This is a genomic window from Faecalibacterium sp. AF10-46 (assembly GCF_003604105.1).
Classification (GTDB): Bacteria; Bacillota; Clostridia; order Oscillospirales; family Ruminococcaceae; genus Faecalibacterium; species Faecalibacterium taiwanense.
In genome coordinates, this window is record NZ_QVGY01000005.1 from 136,709 (window position 1) to 152,922 (window position 16,214).

A 16,214-nucleotide genomic window follows, 5' to 3' on the forward strand; every position below is an offset into this window, starting at 1 on the left:
GGAGGGCATGAAGATGAATACCAAACGCAAAACGCTCAAAATGCCCGTGCGCTACCTGATGAACGCCGTGCTGGTGGCTCTGCTGTTCGTGGGCCTGTCCTTCCTCACCCAGAACGTGCTTTCCACCTACCAGAACAAGGTGCTTCTCACCGTGGGCATCAACATCATTCTGGCTGTCTCGCTGAACGTTGCCACCGGTTATCTGGGCCAGCTGCCGCTGGGCCACGCCGGTTTCATGGCCGTGGGTGCTTACACCTGCGCCCTGTTCACGAAATACAGCAATCTGCCCTCCGGTGTCGCTTTTACCGTGGGTCTGGTTCTGGCCTGCATCGTGGCGGGCCTGTTCGGCGTGCTGATCGGCATTCCTGCTCTGCGCCTGACCGGCGATTATCTGGCCATCCTGACGCTGGGCTTTGGCGAGATCATCCGCATCACCCTGAACAACATCGATGATGTGCTGGGCTTCAAGCTGTTCTACGGTGCCAAGGGCCTGAAGAACATCCCCAAGTATTCTAACTTCGCCAATGTGTTCATCTGCGTGGTCATTACCTGCTTTGCCATCCACGCCATGATGAAGAGCCGCCACGGCCGCGCCGTGCTGGCCATCCGCGATAACGAGATCGCTGCCGAGAGCTGCGGCATCCAGACCACTTATTATAAGGTCATGGCCTTTGCATTCTCCGCCGCCTTTGCCGGTCTGGCCGGCGGCCTGTACGCCTGCTATCTGGGCGTTCTGGACCCCTCCACCTTCGGCTTCATGAAGTCCATCGAAATTCTGGTCATGGTGGTTCTGGGCGGCATGGGTTCCATGCTGGGTTCCATCCTGTCCGCGACCGTGCTTACCATCCTGCCCGAGGCCACCCGCAGCTTTGACAGCTACCGCATGGTGGTCTACTCGCTGGTGCTGATCCTCATGATGATCTTCCGTCCGGGCGGCCTGCTTGGCAGCTACGACTTCTCCATGAGCCGCATCGTGGAAAAGATCATGAACGGCGAACTGTTCCAGAAGAAAGCAAAGGAGGGCAAAGACCATGAGTGAGTTCCAGACCAAGTTACACAGTGTGCCCTCCGGCGGCTTTTTGACCGACCGCGACAAGGACAAAAAGCCCATTCTGGACGTGCGTGAGCTGGGCATCGACTTCGGCGGTCTGACCGCCGTGGATGGCTTCAACCTGATGATCGGCCGCAACGAGATCACCGGTCTGATCGGTCCCAACGGTGCCGGTAAGACCACCGTGTTCAACCTGCTGACCAACGTTTACCAGCCCACCCGCGGCTCCATCCTGATCGATGGTATGCCCACCGCCGGCAAAAAAACCTATCAGGTCAACCGCATGGGCGTGGCCCGTACCTTCCAGAACATCCGCCTATTCAAGGAACTGAGCGTGATCGATAACATCAAGGTGGGCCTGCACGAGTCCATGAAGTACAATTTGGCATCTTCGCTGATCCGCCTGCCCAACTACTGGAAGGAAGAGAAGAAGTGCACCGATCGTGCTCTGGAGCTGCTGGATATCTTCCACATGGCAGACCTCGCCAATGTGCAGGCAGGCAGCCTGCCCTACGGCGCACAGCGCCGTCTGGAGATCATGCGTGCCCTGGCCACCAGCCCGAAGCTGCTGCTGCTGGACGAGCCTGCTGCCGGTATGAATCCCTCCGAGACTGCAGAGCTGACCGAGACTATCCGCCGCATCCGCGACGAGTTCAACATCGCCGTGCTGCTGATCGAGCATGATATGAGCCTGGTCATGGGCATCTGCGAGGGCATTGCCGTGCTGAACTTCGGCCGCATCATCGCCAAGGGCACGCCCGACGAGATCCGCAGCAACCCGCAGGTCATCGAAGCCTATCTGGGCAAGAAGGAGGGCTAAGCCATGGCTGATACGTTACTGAAAGTTGATAACATCAACGTCTATTACGGCAACATCCACGCCGTCAAGGACATCTCCTTCGAGGTGGATCAGGGCGAGATCGTCACCCTGATCGGTGCCAACGGTGCCGGCAAATCCACCACCCTGAAGACCATTTCCGGCCTGCTGAAGCCCAAGACCGGCGACATCCTGTACAAGGGCAGCAGCATCAAGGGCATGCGCGCCCACAAGATCGTGGAAGCGGGCCTTGCCCATGTGCCGGAAGGCCGCCATGTGTTCCTGCACATGACCGTGGAAGAAAATCTGGACATGGGTGCATACACCCAGCCTGCTTCCACCATTGCACCCAACAAGGAAAAGGTGTTTGAGCTGTTCCCCCGCCTGAAGGAACGCCGCAAGCAGCTGGCCGGTACCATGTCCGGCGGCGAACAGCAGATGCTGGCCATGGGCCGCGCCCTGATGAGCAACGCTTCCATGCTGATGCTGGACGAGCCTTCCATGGGCCTTTCGCCGCTGCTGGTGCAGGAGATCTTCGACATCATCCAGAACGTGCACAAGGAAGGCATGACCATCCTGCTGGTGGAGCAGAACGCACAGATGGCTCTTTCCGTGGCAGACCGTGCCTACGTCCTTGAGACGGGCCGTGTAGTCATGGAGGGCACCGGTGCCGAACTGCTGACCAACGAGCGCGTGCGCAGCGCATATCTGGGCGGCTAAGCAAAAAATCGTATAAGAAAAGGGGCTGTTGCACATGCAACAGCCCCTTTTTTGCAGTATTTGTTATGCCAGCAGAGACATGATATTTGCGGTGATCAGGCCGCCTGCCGTGCCAATGACGTAGCCCATCAGAGCCATCAGAACGCCAACAGGCACCAGAGCGCCGCTGTAGGCACCAGCCAGAATGGGAGCGGATGCGGAACCGCCGATGTTTGCCAGAGATGCAACACCGCAGGTGAACATATCCAGATGGAAGATCTTTGCCAGCAGCACCAGAATGATGCCGTGGATGGCCAGGATCATAAAGCCTGCCAGGATCCATGCGGGTGCATCGGTCAGCTCCAGAAAGCTTGCGCGGGAGGCAAGCAATGCCACCACGGAGTACAGCAGCAGATTGGACAGCTCGGTGCTGCCTGCCATGCGGCCCACGGGGGTGACAGCGCCGATCAGGCCGGACAACGTGATGAGCAGGACGGTCCAGGTGGCCTTGTCCAGGAAGGGCATTGCGCTGTTCAGGGCTGCGCCGATATCCTGACCGAAGGCGGAGATCACCAGAGCCAGACCCAGCAGGAAGATCAGGTTGACAAAGGAAGCCTTGTCCTCGTTGGACTTTGCGTCCTCTTCCAGACGGCGGGACACTTCATCCAGCGTGGTGGTGTCGGCCTTGACCCACTTGTTGAACTTGGGAGCAAGGTTGATGGCCCACAGCAGGAACATGACCCAGATGGAGTAGTCGATGGAGTCCACCACCAGTGCGTAGGCCATGTCAGCTTCGCCGATGTCCAGCGCAGCCTGCACGGCGATCATGTTGCCGGAGCCGCCCATCCAGCTGCCACACAGAGCGCCCAGTGCCTTCCATGCTTCGGAGCCAAGGGGTCCCTTCATGATGGCGAAGGTTGCAATGAAGGCCACCGAGATGGAGACGGAAGCGGCAAAGAAGCCGCCCAGCATCTTGGGACCCAGCTTGATGATCTTGCGGATGTCGCAGCGCAGCAGCATCAGGAAGATCATTGCATACAGCAGGTTGTTTTTCAGCACGGAGTAGGCAGGCTTGGTGGCCTCCATGTCCCATGCACCCAGCGTGCAGAGAATCATGGTAATGAGGTACAGCAGAACGATAGGTGGTGCATAGTCGAAGAATTTCGACTTCGTGTAGCGTTGCAGCCACACCAGCAGTGCGGCAATGAACACCAGCACGGCGATGTAGGTGAAACCGTTTGTGATCATGAACCCAATCCCCTTTCTTTTTGTGCAATTTTTTGCGGACAATTGTCTTTACAATATCGACAACTTCGTATACAATACTACCATAGATTTCATAATCTGGCAACATTTTTTATCGAAAGGGGTAGGTTTTGCATGAAAATCACGGAAGTACGTCTCGGTCTGATCTCCGTGCCGCTGCGCGTGCCTTTTAAGACGGCTCTGCGTTCGGTCAGCAGCGTGGAAGATGTGATCGTAGAGATCCACACCGACACCGGCGCTGTGGGTTATGGTGAGGCACCTCCCACCGGTGTGATCACCGGCGACACCACCGGTGCCATCATCGGTGCCATCCGCGACCATATCGCAAAGACCATCATCGGCCGCGATGTGGACGACTTTGAAGACCTGATGATCGCACTGAATGCCTGCATCCAGAAGAACACCAGCGCCAAGGCTGCTGTGGATATGGCCCTGTGGGATCTGTACGGCCAGCTGTACAAAATCCCTGTGTACAAGCTGATGGGCGGCGCAAAGAAGTCCATCGTCACCGACATCACCATCAGCGTCAACGACCCCGAAGAGATGGTGCGCGATGCCCTGAACGCCATCGACCGCGGCTACGACTGCCTGAAGGTCAAGGTGGGCAAGGAGCCGGAAAAGGATATTGCACGCCTGAGCGCCATCCGCGGTGCTGTGCCCAAGGAGACCTGCATCCGCATCGACGCAAATCAGGGCTGGACCCCCAAGGAAGCCGTGCGCATCCTGAACGGAATGCAGGAGAAGGGCCTTGATATCGAATTCGTGGAGCAGCCGGTCAAGGCCCACGATTTTGAAGGCATGAAGTATGTTACCGAGCGCTCCTATGTGCCGGTGCTGGCCGACGAGAGCGTGTTCTCCCCGCAGGACGCACTGACCATCATGCAGATGGGAGCCGCAGACCTCGTGAACATCAAGCTGATGAAGTGCGGCGGCCTGTACAACGCCCTCAAGATCGCATCCGCTGCCGAGGTGTACGGCGTGGAGTGCATGATCGGCTGTATGCTGGAAGCCAAGATCAGCGTGAATGCCGCCGTGCATCTGGCCTGCGCAAAGCAGATCATCACCCGCGTGGATCTGGACGGCCCCGTGCTGTGCAGTGAGGACCCCATCCTCGGCGGTGCAGTGTTCAACGAAAAAGACATCACTGTTTCCAACGAGCCGGGCCTTGGCATCAAGGGCATTGAGCCGGGCAAGATCAAGTATTTGGACTAAACTCCTTCCGTCATTACTTCGCAATGCCACCTTCCTCAAGGAGGGAGGCCTTGGCAAAGCGGAAAGCTTTATCTTTTCGCCGGAGGCTCCCTCATTGAGGGAGCTGGTGCGGCGTGAGCCGTGCCTGAGGGAGTTATACAAAAACGGCACCTGCCAGTTCCGCAGGTGCCGTTTTGTGTTTGGGGCCGTTATGCTTTGTAAGCCAGAATAGCCTTCAGGTATTCCCACACACGGGCCACCGATGCAATGTCGGCGCGCTCGTTGGGGGTGTGGACGTGCAGCAAGTTCGGGCCGAAGGAGATGCAGTCCAGCCCGTCGATCTTGCCCGAGAGGATACCGCATTCCAGGCCCGCATGAATGGCAACGATCTGGGGCTTTGCACCGTACTGTGCCTCGTACACAGCAACGCAGCGGTCGCGCAGGGCGCTTTCGCGGGCGTAGGTCCAAGCGGGATAGTCGCCGTGGAACCGCACGCTGCCGCCCAGCAGCTCGGTCAGGGTCTGCAGTTTGCAGCTCAGCAGCTCCTTCGCCGAGGGCACCGAGCTGCGCAGGGAGAAGCGCAGGATAGCTTCCTGCTCGTCCATCTCGGCAACGCCCAGATTCAGCGAGGTCTCCACAAGGCCCGGCACATCCATGCTCATGGCCTGCACGCCCCAGGGCATCAGCAGCAAGGCCTTGCGCAGGCGCTGGGTGGAATCGGCATCCAATGCGCTGAACGCGCCGCAGCCCTGTTCGGTGAGCTGCAGGCAGATGGCGGGGTCTGCCGTGCCGTATTCGGCCTGCACCTGTGCGGCGAACTGAGCGGCAGCAGTGTGCACGCCCTCGGTGATGCCTGCGGGCAGCACCAGCGTGATGTTGCTTTCTTTGGGAATGACATTCTCCTTTGCGCCGCCGGACAGTGCCAGAGCGGCGTAGTCCACGCCATTTTCGGTCAGCAGTGTCAGCCAGCGGCCCAGCAAAGCAATGGCGTTGGCACGGCCCTTGTGGATCTCGGTGCCGGAATGTCCGCCCACAAGGCCGATCACATCCGCCTTTACGGCGGTGCCGGTCACAGGAACACGGGCAATGGGCAGATGGCATTCAACGCGGCGTCCGCCTGCACAGCCTGCGGTCAGCACCCCCTCTTCCTCGGAGTCGATGTTCACCAGCATCCGGCCCTCAAGGTCGGAAAAATCCATGGCAGATGCACCCAGCAGGCCCACCTCCTCGCAGACGGTCAGCACGACCTCCAGCGCAGGGTGGGGAATGTCCTTTGCGTCCAGAACAGCCAGCGCATAGGCCACGGCAATGCCGTCGTCGCCGCCAAGGGTCGTGCCCTCGGCGCACACATAGCCGCCGTCTACGACCGGGTGGATGGCATCCTTCTCAAGATCCAGCGGGCAGTCGGCAGTCTTGTCGCCCACCATGTCCAGATGTCCCTGCAGGATCAGGCCCGGCTCCTTCTCGTATCCGGGTGTGGCCGGTGCCTTGATGAGCAGGTTGCCCATCTCGTCCTGACGGCAGGCAAGGCCGTGGGCCTTGGCGAACTGCACGCAGTAGTCGCTCAGTGCCTTTTCGTGGTGGGAGGTGTGCGGAATGCCGCAGATCTCCTCAAAGTAATAAAAAACCGAAGCCGGTTCCAGTCCGGTCAGTGCACTCATATACTCTCGCTCCTTTATTTATAAGGTGAAATGCTTCTGTCCATATTCTAACAGATTCTGCAGCCGGATACAATGTGTTGTATCCGGCAAAATATTTTTTCTGCCGGTGCTTGCAGACGGCGGGCCGGGTCGTATAATAGGAATAGTTACAAAAATAACATTCGAGTGGCTCTAAGGTTCTGCCGCCCGGAAAGGAGAACTTCGCCATGCGCTATACCATCAGTGAAATGGCTTCGCTGCTGGGTGTGACCACCCATACCCTGCGGTACTACGAAAAAATGGGTCTCATCCGCCCCGAGGTAAACGAGGAGACCGGCTACCGCTACTATACCGTCACCGACACCCGCCGGTTCAACCTCTGCCGGGAGCTGCGCGCGGCGGAACTCTCGCTGGAAGAGTGCCGGGAGCTGATCGGCAGCCCGTCGGTGGAGCAGAGCGACAAGATGTTTGCCCGGCAGGCCACCCGGCTGCGGCGCAGGCAGGTGCTGGATGAGCTGTCCATCCACTTTTTGGAAAAGATGCAGGAGCAGTACCGCACGCTGGAGCAGGATGTCGGGCGGGTCTGGGTGCAGAACTTTCCGGAGATGTGGCGGCTGACCTTCTCGCAGGAAGAGGAAGCCAGCCGCGACCGGGAACTGCAGCAGGAAAAGGCGGAGTGGCTGGAGTGTATGCCGGCTGCCCGCTGGGTCAGCCGCCTGCCCCGGCGGGTGATGGAACAGTTCCGGGTGGGGCGCAACGAGTACGATTACGGCCTGATGATGGAGGCCGACGCTGCCCGCAGGCTGGGCCTGCAGCGCACCCGGCATGTGGAAGTGGTGTGCGGCGGCGATTATCTTGTCACCATCTGGAAAAAGGATTACCGCGGCTCCTTCGGGTGGGACTCACTGGAAACCCTGCACGATGAGATCGTGCGGCGGGACTTCCGGGCGGTGGGCGAGACCTTCAGCAGCATCGTGGCCAGCCGCCAGCAGCCAGACGGCAGCGTTGTGAACTACCATCATACCCGGACGAAGATCTATACATGAGAGGGTTTTGTCACCTCCTACAAAAACTCGTGATATTTTTGTCAAAATGACCCTTGACCTTCGCGCTGCTCTAACGTGTAAACTTTGTTTAGTGAGTAACAAAGTCGGACTTCCGGCTTTGCTGCTCTGACAGAGTACACGATTGAGAAGAAAGAGGAGAACACACTATGAGCGAAAAGATCTCTCGCCGCAACTTCCTGCGCACCGCTACGCTGGGCGCAGCAGCTGCCGGTCTGCTGGCAGGCTGCGGCAACAGCGGCTCTTCCAGCAGCACCGCCGCAGGCACCTACACTGCAGGCACCTACAGCGCCACCGCTACCGGCATCAACACCGCCACCCCCGTCACCGTGACCATGACCTTCAGCGCTGATGCCATCACCGATGTGCAGATCGACGTTGCAAACGAGACCAAGGGCTACGGTGCCGACATCGCCGATGAGATGGTCAAGAAGATCCTGGACGCACAGTCCAGCGAGGTGGACGGCCACTCCGGCGCAACCATCACCTCCGACGCCATCCGGAAGGCTGCCGAGAGCTGCATCAATCAGGCCAAGGGCGTAGCCGTTGCTCCCACCGAGGCCAACAAGGCCGAGACCGTTGTCCCCGACAGCCTGAGCGTGGAGGAAGTGGAGTCCTCTGTGTGCGAGCTGGGCGACATCACCCCCGACGAGACCAAGGACTTTGACGTGGTCGTCGTGGGTGCCGGTGCTGCCGGTGTGCCCGCCGCAGGCTGGGCTGCCGAGCTGGGCGGCCATGTGGCCCTGCTGCAGAAGCAGAGCATCGTGGTCAGCCAGGGCAACTGCGGCTCTGCCATCATCAAGTCCAAGTCCACCGACGCGGGCAAGAAGATGTGGGTGCACATGACCAACGGCCTGTGCGACTGGCGTGCCGATACCAGCCTGCTGAACGCCTACGTCGAGAACTCCGAAGAAGCTCTGATGTGGTATCTGAACCGCGCCGGCCTGACCGACCAGACCGAGTACGGCGACGGCAGCCTCGTGGACAGCAACAAGAACCCCTCCGACCTGCTGCACAACGACGAGAAGGAGATCTTCGCCTACATGTGCACCAGCCAGGATCTGACCGGCGTGTGGAAGGACCGCATGGACACCTACGACTTCGGCGATGAGCACTGCTACTTCTTTGCTCCGTGGATCGGCCCCAAGCCCAAGAACGTGGGCGACGTGCTGGCCACTGTGCTGGAGAACGTGCAGGCCAAGAACTCCAATCTGGAGACCTTCTTCAACACCCCCGCCGTCAAGCTGGTGCATGAGAACGGCAAGGTGACCGGCGTCATCGCAAAGGACGAAAACGGCAAGTACATCCAGTTCAACGCTTCCAAGGGTGTCATTCTGGCCACCGGCGACTACATGAACAACGAGGCCATGGTCAAGCGCTGGTGCCCCGATGTGGACGGCTTCGACAAGAAGCAGTACCAGAAGACCGGCGACGGCCACATCATGGCCATCGATGCAGGTGCAAAGATGGAAAATCTGGGCCACACCAAGATGATGCACGACTTCGACTCCGGCCTGATGTACGAGGAACCGTTCCTGTACGTCAACATGGAGGGCAAGCGCTTCTGCAACGAGGACACCGGCTTTGTCTACATGGGCAACATCACCAAGTATGTGCCCAAGTTCAACGGCAACAACGTGGATGCAAACCATCCGGACGGTTCTCTGGGCTGGTACTGCCAGATCTACGATAACGACTACATGAGCTACGCCAACAGCCCCATCCCCGAGCAGGTGATGACCAAGTACATCCCCGGTGCCGTGGAGAACCCGCAGGGCGTGTTCACCAACCTCATCGATACCTACAAGGCCGACACCATCGAAGAGCTGGCCGGTCTGCTGGGCGTGCCTGCAGACGAGCTGCAGAAGACCATCGACCGCTACAACGAGCTGTGCGACAAGGGCGCTGACGTGGACTTCGGTAAGAAGAGTGCTTACATGCACAAGATCGTCACCGCTCCCTTCTGGGGCATCCGCAAGCACATCCGCGTGTCCTCCATCGACAGCGGCGTGAACACCAACGCCAACGGTCAGGCTCTGGATGCTGACGGCAACGTCATCGACGGCCTGTACTGCGTCGGCAACGTGGGCGGCGTGTTCTACGGCGGCGCGGACTATCCGTTCCACCAGACCGGCCTGTCTCTGGGCCGCTGCTACACCTTCGGTATGCTGGCAGCAAAGCACGCCATGGGCAAGTAAGATCTCCTGAAAGCAACACGAACCCCCTCCGGGTCAGCCCGGAGGGGGTTTTTTGCATACAAAAAAGGCTCTGCAGCATTTTGCCGCAGAGCCTTCGTTTTTTACAGATGATACCGGGACGGCTTACTGTGCCTGACTCAGGCAGTCGTCCATGGCGGTGAACACAGCGTCGCTGGTCATGGTAGCACCGGCAACAGCGTCCACACCGCTGGTGGAACCGGCCTTGGTCAGCTGGTCTGCCAGAGTTTCAGCAGCGATACCGCCCAGTTCGGGAGTCTCGCCGGAAGCATCGATTTCCACACCGGTCACCCGGCCGCCGGTGACGGTGACGGTGACGGTCACATCACTCAGGCAGCCCTGAGCGCTGGACGTATAGATGCCATCCGTCAGGCTGGCGGCGTTGTCGGCAGCGGGCACAGTGCCGGTGCTCTTGATGTACAGGCCGAGCACAACTGCCATAATGACAGTGACAACAGCCATGATGATAACATTCCGGGTGAGTTTCTTCATAAAAGATCAAATGCTCCCTTTTGACGTGATATATTTTTTACTTTGCGGGTTTGAAACTGTCGCGCAGGGTGACGACGCGGTTGTAAACGCCGGGGTTCTTGGAGTCCGGGGTAAAGAAGCCGGTGCGCACGAACTGGAATTTCTCACCGGGCTTTGCATCCTTCAGGCTTTCTTCCAGCTTGCAGCCCTTGCACACAACAACGCTTTCCGGGTTCAGGTAGTCCTTGTAATCGCTGCCCTCGGGGATGGCGTTCATGTTGGCCTCGGTAAACAGCTTGTCGTACAGACGCACCTCGGCATCCACGGCATGGGCGGCACTCACCCAATGGATGGTGCCCTTGACCTTGCGGCCGTCGGCGGGATTGCCGTTGCCAGTCTCAAGGTCGGCGGTGCAGTGGATAGCGGCAATGCTGCCGTCGGCATTCTTCTCCACGCCGGTGCACTTGACGATGTAAGCGCCCATCAGACGCACCTCACCGCCAATGGTCAGGCGCTTGAACTTAGGAGGCGGCACCTCGGCAAAGTCCTCATTCTCGATCCACAGCTCTTTGGTAAAGGCCACCTTGCGGGTGGTGGTATCGTTGGCTTCGCGGTTGGGGTTGTTGGCTACATCAAAGTACTCGGTCTTGTCCTCCGGGTAGTTGTCTACGATCAGCTTTACGGGGTCCAGCACGGCAATGCGGCGCTGAGCGGTCAGGTCCAGCTCGCTGCGGATGCAGGCTTCCAGCTGGCGCATGTCGATCAGGTTGTCGGATTTAGAAATGCCGGCCTCGCGCACAAAGGTGAAGATGGAGGTGGGGGTGTAGCCGCGGCGGCGCAGACCGCACAGGGTGGGCATACGGGGGTCGTCCCAGCCGTCCACGATGCCCATTTCCACCAGCTCACGCAGGTAGCGCTTGCTCATGACGGTGTTGGTCATGTTCAGGCGTGCAAACTCACGCTGCTTGGGGAAGGCAGTGCCGAAAATGTTCTCGATGACCCAGTTGTACAGCGGGCGGTGGTTCTCGAACTCCAGACTGCACATACTGTGGGTGATGCCCTCAATGGCATCCTGAATGGGGTGTGCAAAGTCGTACATCGGGTAGATGCACCATTTGCTGCCCTGACGGTGATGCTCGGCGTACTTGATGCGGTAGATAGCCGGGTCACGCATGTTCATGTTGGGGCTGGCCAGATCGATCTTGGCACGCAGGGTCTTTTCGCCCTCCTGGAACTCACCGGCACGCATCCGGCGGAACAGGTCAAGATTCTCTTCCGGGGTGCGGTCGCGCCACGGAGAGGGACGGGAAGGCTTGCCGGCATCGGCACCGCGGTACTCGCGCATTTCGTCGCGGGTCAGGTCGTCCACGTAGGCCTTGCCCTCCATGATGAGCTTTTCGGCATACTCGTAGCACTTGTCAAAGTAGTCGCTGCCGTAGAAGATGCCGCCGTTGGGGTCGGCGCCCAGCCAGTGCAGATCCTCGATGATGCTGTTCACGTACTCCTCACCCTCGCGGGCAGGGTTGGTGTCGTCCAGACGCAGGTTGAACTTACCGCCGTACTGGTTTGCAATGGACCAGTTGATGTAGATGGCCTTGGCACTGCCGATGTGCAGGTAGCCGTTGGGCTCGGGCGGGAAGCGGGTATGGATCTCGCGGATCTTGCCCTCGGCCAGATCGGCGTCGATGATGTCGGTCAGAAAGTTTTTATCTGCCATGTGTTTTCCCCCTGTCAAAGGCACAAAGTGCCTATATATTCCATAATACTATATAATACACTATTTTTACTGCACCTTCAAGATGAAAGCCGGAACTTCTGGGGCAAATGCGCATTTTTGAGTGGAATTTTGCTGTGAATTGCCCGATTTTCACAACTTTTTCCCTATCCCTTGACACCGCCGTGCAAGGAGAGTATATTTTTGCATGGCATACAGCGCATTTTGCCGTGCTTAAAATAGGAGGAACCCCATGAACAGTTTAAAAGAAGCGTTCAGCATGAAAAATATGCTGAAGAATTTAAATTTCTTCGGTGAGCTGAATCTCGGCCTGATCCTTACGGCGGTCGGCATCGTTTACTTTAAAAATCCCAATCATTTTGCATTTGGCGGCACCTCGGGCCTGTCCATTCTGCTGGCAGACCTGTTCCCTAAGATCAACGTGGGCGGCTTTATGTGGATCATCAACCTGATCCTGGTAGTGCTGGGCTTTGTCTTTCTGGGCATCAAGACCATGGGCTGGACGATCTATTCTTCCTTTGCGCTGTCCTTTTTTGTGTCGGCGTGCGAGTGGCTCTATCCCGTCAACGTTTCCATGAGCGGCGATGCCATGCTGGATCTGGTGTTCGCCGTGTTCCTGCCGGCTCTGGGCGCGGCGATCGTATTCGACATCGGTGCATCCACCGGCGGTACGGATATTGTGGCCCTGATCCTGGCAAAATATACCTCTATGGAGATCGGCAAGGCCCTGATGGTCAGCGATATCCTCATCGTGCTGGCGGCGGCATGGCGGTTTGGCATGGGCACCGGCCTGTACTGTATCCTGGGCCTGATCGCCAAGAGCTTTGTGGTGGATGGTGCCATCGAGAACATTCGCCTGCGCAAGGTGTGCACCATCGTGACGGCCAACCCGCAGCCCATTCTGGACTTCATCATCAAGGACATGAACCGCTCTGCTACTGTGGAAAAGGCCTACGGTGCCTATACCCACCACGAGCTGAGCGTGCTGGTGACGGTGCTGACCCGCCGTCAGGCCCTGCAGCTGCGCAACTTCCTGCGTGAGAACGACCCCCGGAGCTTTATCACCATCGTCAACTCCAGCGAGATCATCGGCAAGGGTTTCCGCTCCTTTAATTGAATATCAACGGGATTCGGCGGGCAGAGAGCAGCAGGCTCTCTGCCCGCCGTTTGTTGTGAAAAGGGTACGCTTCATCGGGGAAAAGTAGAAAAATAGAACGAATAATCGAAATGCTTTTAAAAATCCGGGGGATATTTGGCAGTGTTTCCATTGCGGCGGGTTCAGGATAATGGTATAATAAAAGTGTATGGCATTCTGGAACGGAATGCTGCTTATAAGAGAATCAAAGGAGAAAAAAAATGAATTATCCTGATGTATATTCTGAAATCGATGCAAATGAGATGGTATATATCGTCGGCGGTTCGCCGGATTACATGGGTCTGTTCAATTATCTGATCGGCAATTATCTGCGTGACGCGGTGCTGAGCGATGCGCGCTCTGCGGTGTGGAACAGTGCAAAAAAAGGTTCGCTCACTCCGATGGAGGACTGGATGAAGAATTTCTGGAATATGAACATCTTTGCCAAGACCGGTTATCTTTACGGTGTCTTCCGCCTTGGTGAAACGATTATGGGATATCTGAATAAGTGACATTGAAAATGAAACAGACACAAAAACACAAGAGGCTTCTGATCGCAGGGGGCGTGCTTGCAGTGATGGCTCTTTGTGCTGCAGCATGGTTCGGCTTTACTGCGATGGGAAATGCGCAGTTGGAAGCGGACTCCGCACTGGAGAAACCGGGCAGTTCCAGCGAAAGCGTTGAGAAGGTTACGGTCACAGACGATGAATTGAGTCAGCTGATCAAGGGAGATATCACGCTGGACAGCGTTCTGCAGGATGCGGGCGGAATCGCTTTTGAATCGGATGAAGAGAGCAGCTCTGAAAAGACGGAACAAACTGCCGGGTCGGAGCAGGCGGCATCTTCGCAGCATTCGGCTGCTTCCAGCAAAACAATCGATAAGCCTCAAGCAGAAAGCAGCCCCCAGAAAACACAATCGGCTGCGTCTGCGTCTGCGTCAAGCAAGCCCGCACCTGCAGGATACGAAGAAGAACTCAAGGCACTGATCCGGCAGGTGTATGCGGTCAAGGCGCGTGCGGAAAACGGCTTGAACGCCTGCATTGCGGAATCAAAAGCAGAATACAGGGCGCTTCCGAAAAGTCAGAAAACGCAGACGAGGAAACTTATGATCGTTCTTTCCAAGTCGAGCGAGTTGAATGCGTTGCAGGCTTCCTGTGATAAGGAAATGGACAGCATCGTGAGCCAGATGCGCACAATTCTGCAGGAAAACGGACAGAGCACGGCTTTGGCTGATCAGGTGATGGAAACATATAAGGCCGAGAAGAGCGCACGCTATACGGAACTGAAAAACAAATTTTACAGTTGATTCGAAAAAGCCCATGCCCGTACAAAGATGAAACAATGAGACGACCGGAGGATGGAAAATTTTATGGAAAAACAAACCGAGTATGAGCAGGAGATCGATCTGGTTTCACTGTTCTTCGCTGTTCTGCACAAATACCGGCAGATCTTTGCAGCGGCAGTTGCCTGTGCGGTGCTGTTTGGCGCAGTTGGCATGTTCAAACATGTGCGCAGCCAGAAGGCGGCAGAAGCTGCATCTGAAAATGGTGAAGAGATCGTCCGAACGGCAGAAGAGCAGAAGTATGAAGAGGACATGGTCGAATACCGTGCTGCTCAAACAGCGCACGACAAAAATGTTGCGAGCTACAATCATCAGCTGAAGCAGAATGAAGCGGATCAGGCCCGTGCAGAGTTCGATATTAAAAATGCGCAGGAGTACATTGACAAGTCTGTGCTGAACAGTCTGGATCCGTATAATGTCAATGTGGCAAATGCGGTCTTTTATATTACCACCGATTACAAGATCCTGCCGGGCATGGACTACCAGAACCCGGATTACACCGGCGCGGTGCTCAGCGCTTATTCCAGTCTGCTGACGAGCCACGAAACGATCGGAGCGATCGCGGAGCAGTTCGGGATGGAAGAACGCTATATGCGCGAACTGATCACGGTTTCGGTGGACAGCGGAACCCGACTGCTGACCATCAGTACGGAAGGCAAGGATGCCCAGCAGGCAAATGACATCATGGATGCCATGCTGAAGCGTTTTGCCCAGTTATACGATGTCATTGAGAGTACTGTGGGTGAACATGAGACCACGCAGGTTTCTCTCAGCAGCACCACAACCGTGCTGACCAGTCTGAGAGATCAGCAGCAGAACACCCGTGACAATATGATCCAGCTGCAGAACAATCTGACCGACCTCCAGAGCAATCACGAACTGCTGGAGCAGAGTATCCAGACGGCGGACAAAGATTTTGCGGCAACGGAAAAACCGAAAGATCCGAAGGGTGCGGGCAACTCCGCTGTGAAATATGCTGCGATAGGCTTCCTGCTGGGAGCCGTACTGGTGGCCGGCGCTACTGTATGCAGTTTCCTGGTGGAAGGAAAGGTTTGCGCGGCAGATGAACTGCAAAAATACTGCGGCATCGGGGTGCTTGGCACACTGGCAAACGATGCTTCTCAAAAGGCAAAGGGGCTGGATGCAGCCATCAACAAGCTGGAAAAACGGCCGGACGGCAGTATGAACGGCGCGATGGTCGAGTTGATTGCAGCGACGATTCACAGCCGTGTGCCGCAGGCAGAGAATATCCTGATCACGGGCGACATCTCTGCCCAGCAACTGGCTTCCCTGCGGGATGCGCTGCAGGCGTGCAGCGTGCTGAAAGGAACGACCGTTGCATCGGCTGACAGCATTCTGGTCAGTTCGGCAGCTGTGCAGCAGGCTGCACAGGCGGATGTGATCCTTTTGGCGGCAGACTGCGCCTGCTCCAAGTACCGAACAGTCAGCGCGCAAAATGAGAAGATCCGGGAGCTTGGCAAGGAAGTGCTTGGCTGCATCTTGTATGCATGAGGCGGCGGAGCCAGCTATTGACGAACCGCTCCAAAAACGATATACTATATTCCGGCGGTGCAGCAGTGCCGCCGG

14 protein-coding genes are annotated in these 16,214 nt (G+C 57.3%); 10 read left to right on the top strand and 4 right to left on the bottom strand.

Annotated elements, in window-relative coordinates:
- The first annotated feature begins 13 nt into the window (after positions 1 to 13).
- The 3 genes from DWV57_RS07500 to DWV57_RS07510 are packed head-to-tail and all read left to right on the top strand — an operon-like array spanning position 14 to position 2,588.
- Positions 14 to 1,039 carry a branched-chain amino acid ABC transporter permease gene (locus DWV57_RS07500; protein ID WP_120020407.1) on the top strand — a complete coding sequence of 342 codons (1,026 nt, stop codon included), beginning with the start codon at positions 14 to 16 and terminating at the stop codon, positions 1,037 to 1,039.
- A complete protein-coding gene (locus DWV57_RS07505) occupies positions 1,032 to 1,871 on the top strand; it encodes an ABC transporter ATP-binding protein (RefSeq protein WP_120020408.1) in 840 nt (279 codons plus the stop codon). The genes DWV57_RS07500 and DWV57_RS07505 overlap by 8 nt, the downstream gene beginning before the upstream one ends.
- Before the next feature lie 3 nt (positions 1,872 to 1,874).
- Positions 1,875 to 2,588 carry an ABC transporter ATP-binding protein gene (locus DWV57_RS07510; protein ID WP_005942657.1) on the top strand — a complete coding sequence of 238 codons (714 nt, stop codon included), beginning with the start codon at positions 1,875 to 1,877 and terminating at the stop codon, positions 2,586 to 2,588.
- A gap of 63 nt (positions 2,589 to 2,651) precedes the next feature.
- Here DWV57_RS07510 and DWV57_RS07515 read toward each other — a convergent pair whose 3' ends face one another.
- Positions 2,652 to 3,815: a DUF819 family protein gene (locus DWV57_RS07515; RefSeq protein ID WP_118526669.1), complete on the bottom strand. Its 1,164-nt coding sequence runs from the start codon at positions 3,813 to 3,815 to the stop codon at positions 2,652 to 2,654.
- 132 nt (positions 3,816 to 3,947) lie between these two features.
- Between DWV57_RS07515 and DWV57_RS07520 the strand changes: the two genes are divergently transcribed.
- Entirely contained in the window at positions 3,948 to 5,045 is a 1,098-nt protein-coding gene (locus tag DWV57_RS07520; RefSeq protein ID WP_120020409.1) for a dipeptide epimerase, read from the top strand.
- A 188-nt stretch (positions 5,046 to 5,233) separates the two neighbouring features.
- Here the strand turns inward: DWV57_RS07520 and DWV57_RS07525 are convergent, their stop codons facing one another.
- Positions 5,234 to 6,685, bottom strand: coding sequence for an aminoacyl-histidine dipeptidase (locus tag DWV57_RS07525; protein WP_120020410.1), 1,452 nt, complete (start codon positions 6,683 to 6,685; stop codon positions 5,234 to 5,236).
- A gap of 206 nt (positions 6,686 to 6,891) precedes the next feature.
- On the opposite strand from DWV57_RS07525, the gene DWV57_RS07530 reads away from it, so the two are divergent.
- Entirely contained in the window at positions 6,892 to 7,710 is an 819-nt protein-coding gene (locus DWV57_RS07530) for a MerR family transcriptional regulator (RefSeq protein ID WP_120020411.1), read from the top strand.
- Positions 7,711 to 7,877: 167 nt separating this feature from the next.
- Entirely contained in the window at positions 7,878 to 9,926 is a 2,049-nt protein-coding gene (locus DWV57_RS07535; protein ID WP_120020412.1) for an FAD-binding protein, read from the top strand.
- 123 nt (positions 9,927 to 10,049) lie between these two features.
- On the opposite strand, the gene DWV57_RS07540 is transcribed toward DWV57_RS07535, so the two are convergent.
- Together DWV57_RS07540 and DWV57_RS07545 are read right to left on the bottom strand one after the other, a co-directional pair.
- Entirely contained in the window at positions 10,050 to 10,436 is a 387-nt protein-coding gene (locus tag DWV57_RS07540) for an FMN-binding protein (protein WP_120020413.1), read from the bottom strand.
- A gap of 37 nt (positions 10,437 to 10,473) precedes the next feature.
- Positions 10,474 to 12,132 carry a glutamine--tRNA ligase/YqeY domain fusion protein gene (locus DWV57_RS07545; RefSeq protein WP_120020414.1) on the bottom strand — a complete coding sequence of 553 codons (1,659 nt, stop codon included), beginning with the start codon at positions 12,130 to 12,132 and terminating at the stop codon, positions 10,474 to 10,476.
- Positions 12,133 to 12,382: 250 nt separating this feature from the next.
- Between DWV57_RS07545 and DWV57_RS07550 the strand changes: the two genes are divergently transcribed.
- The 4 genes from DWV57_RS07550 (at position 12,383) to DWV57_RS07565 (ending at position 16,139) form a co-directional block, all read left to right on the top strand.
- On the top strand, positions 12,383 to 13,267 hold the full coding sequence (locus DWV57_RS07550) for a YitT family protein (protein ID WP_118526659.1): 885 nt from the start codon (positions 12,383 to 12,385) through the stop codon (positions 13,265 to 13,267).
- 239 nt (positions 13,268 to 13,506) lie between these two features.
- Positions 13,507 to 13,797 carry a hypothetical protein gene (locus tag DWV57_RS07555; RefSeq protein ID WP_118526657.1) on the top strand — a complete coding sequence of 97 codons (291 nt, stop codon included), beginning with the start codon at positions 13,507 to 13,509 and terminating at the stop codon, positions 13,795 to 13,797.
- An 8-nt stretch (positions 13,798 to 13,805) separates the two neighbouring features.
- The gene (locus tag DWV57_RS07560) at positions 13,806 to 14,591 is read left to right on the top strand and encodes a hypothetical protein (RefSeq protein ID WP_133303642.1); all 786 of its coding nucleotides are present in this window, start codon (positions 13,806 to 13,808) and stop codon (positions 14,589 to 14,591) included.
- A 63-nt stretch (positions 14,592 to 14,654) separates the two neighbouring features.
- Positions 14,655 to 16,139: a hypothetical protein gene (locus DWV57_RS07565; RefSeq protein ID WP_133300968.1), complete on the top strand. Its 1,485-nt coding sequence runs from the start codon at positions 14,655 to 14,657 to the stop codon at positions 16,137 to 16,139.
- The last annotated feature ends 75 nt before the right edge of the window (positions 16,140 to 16,214 follow it).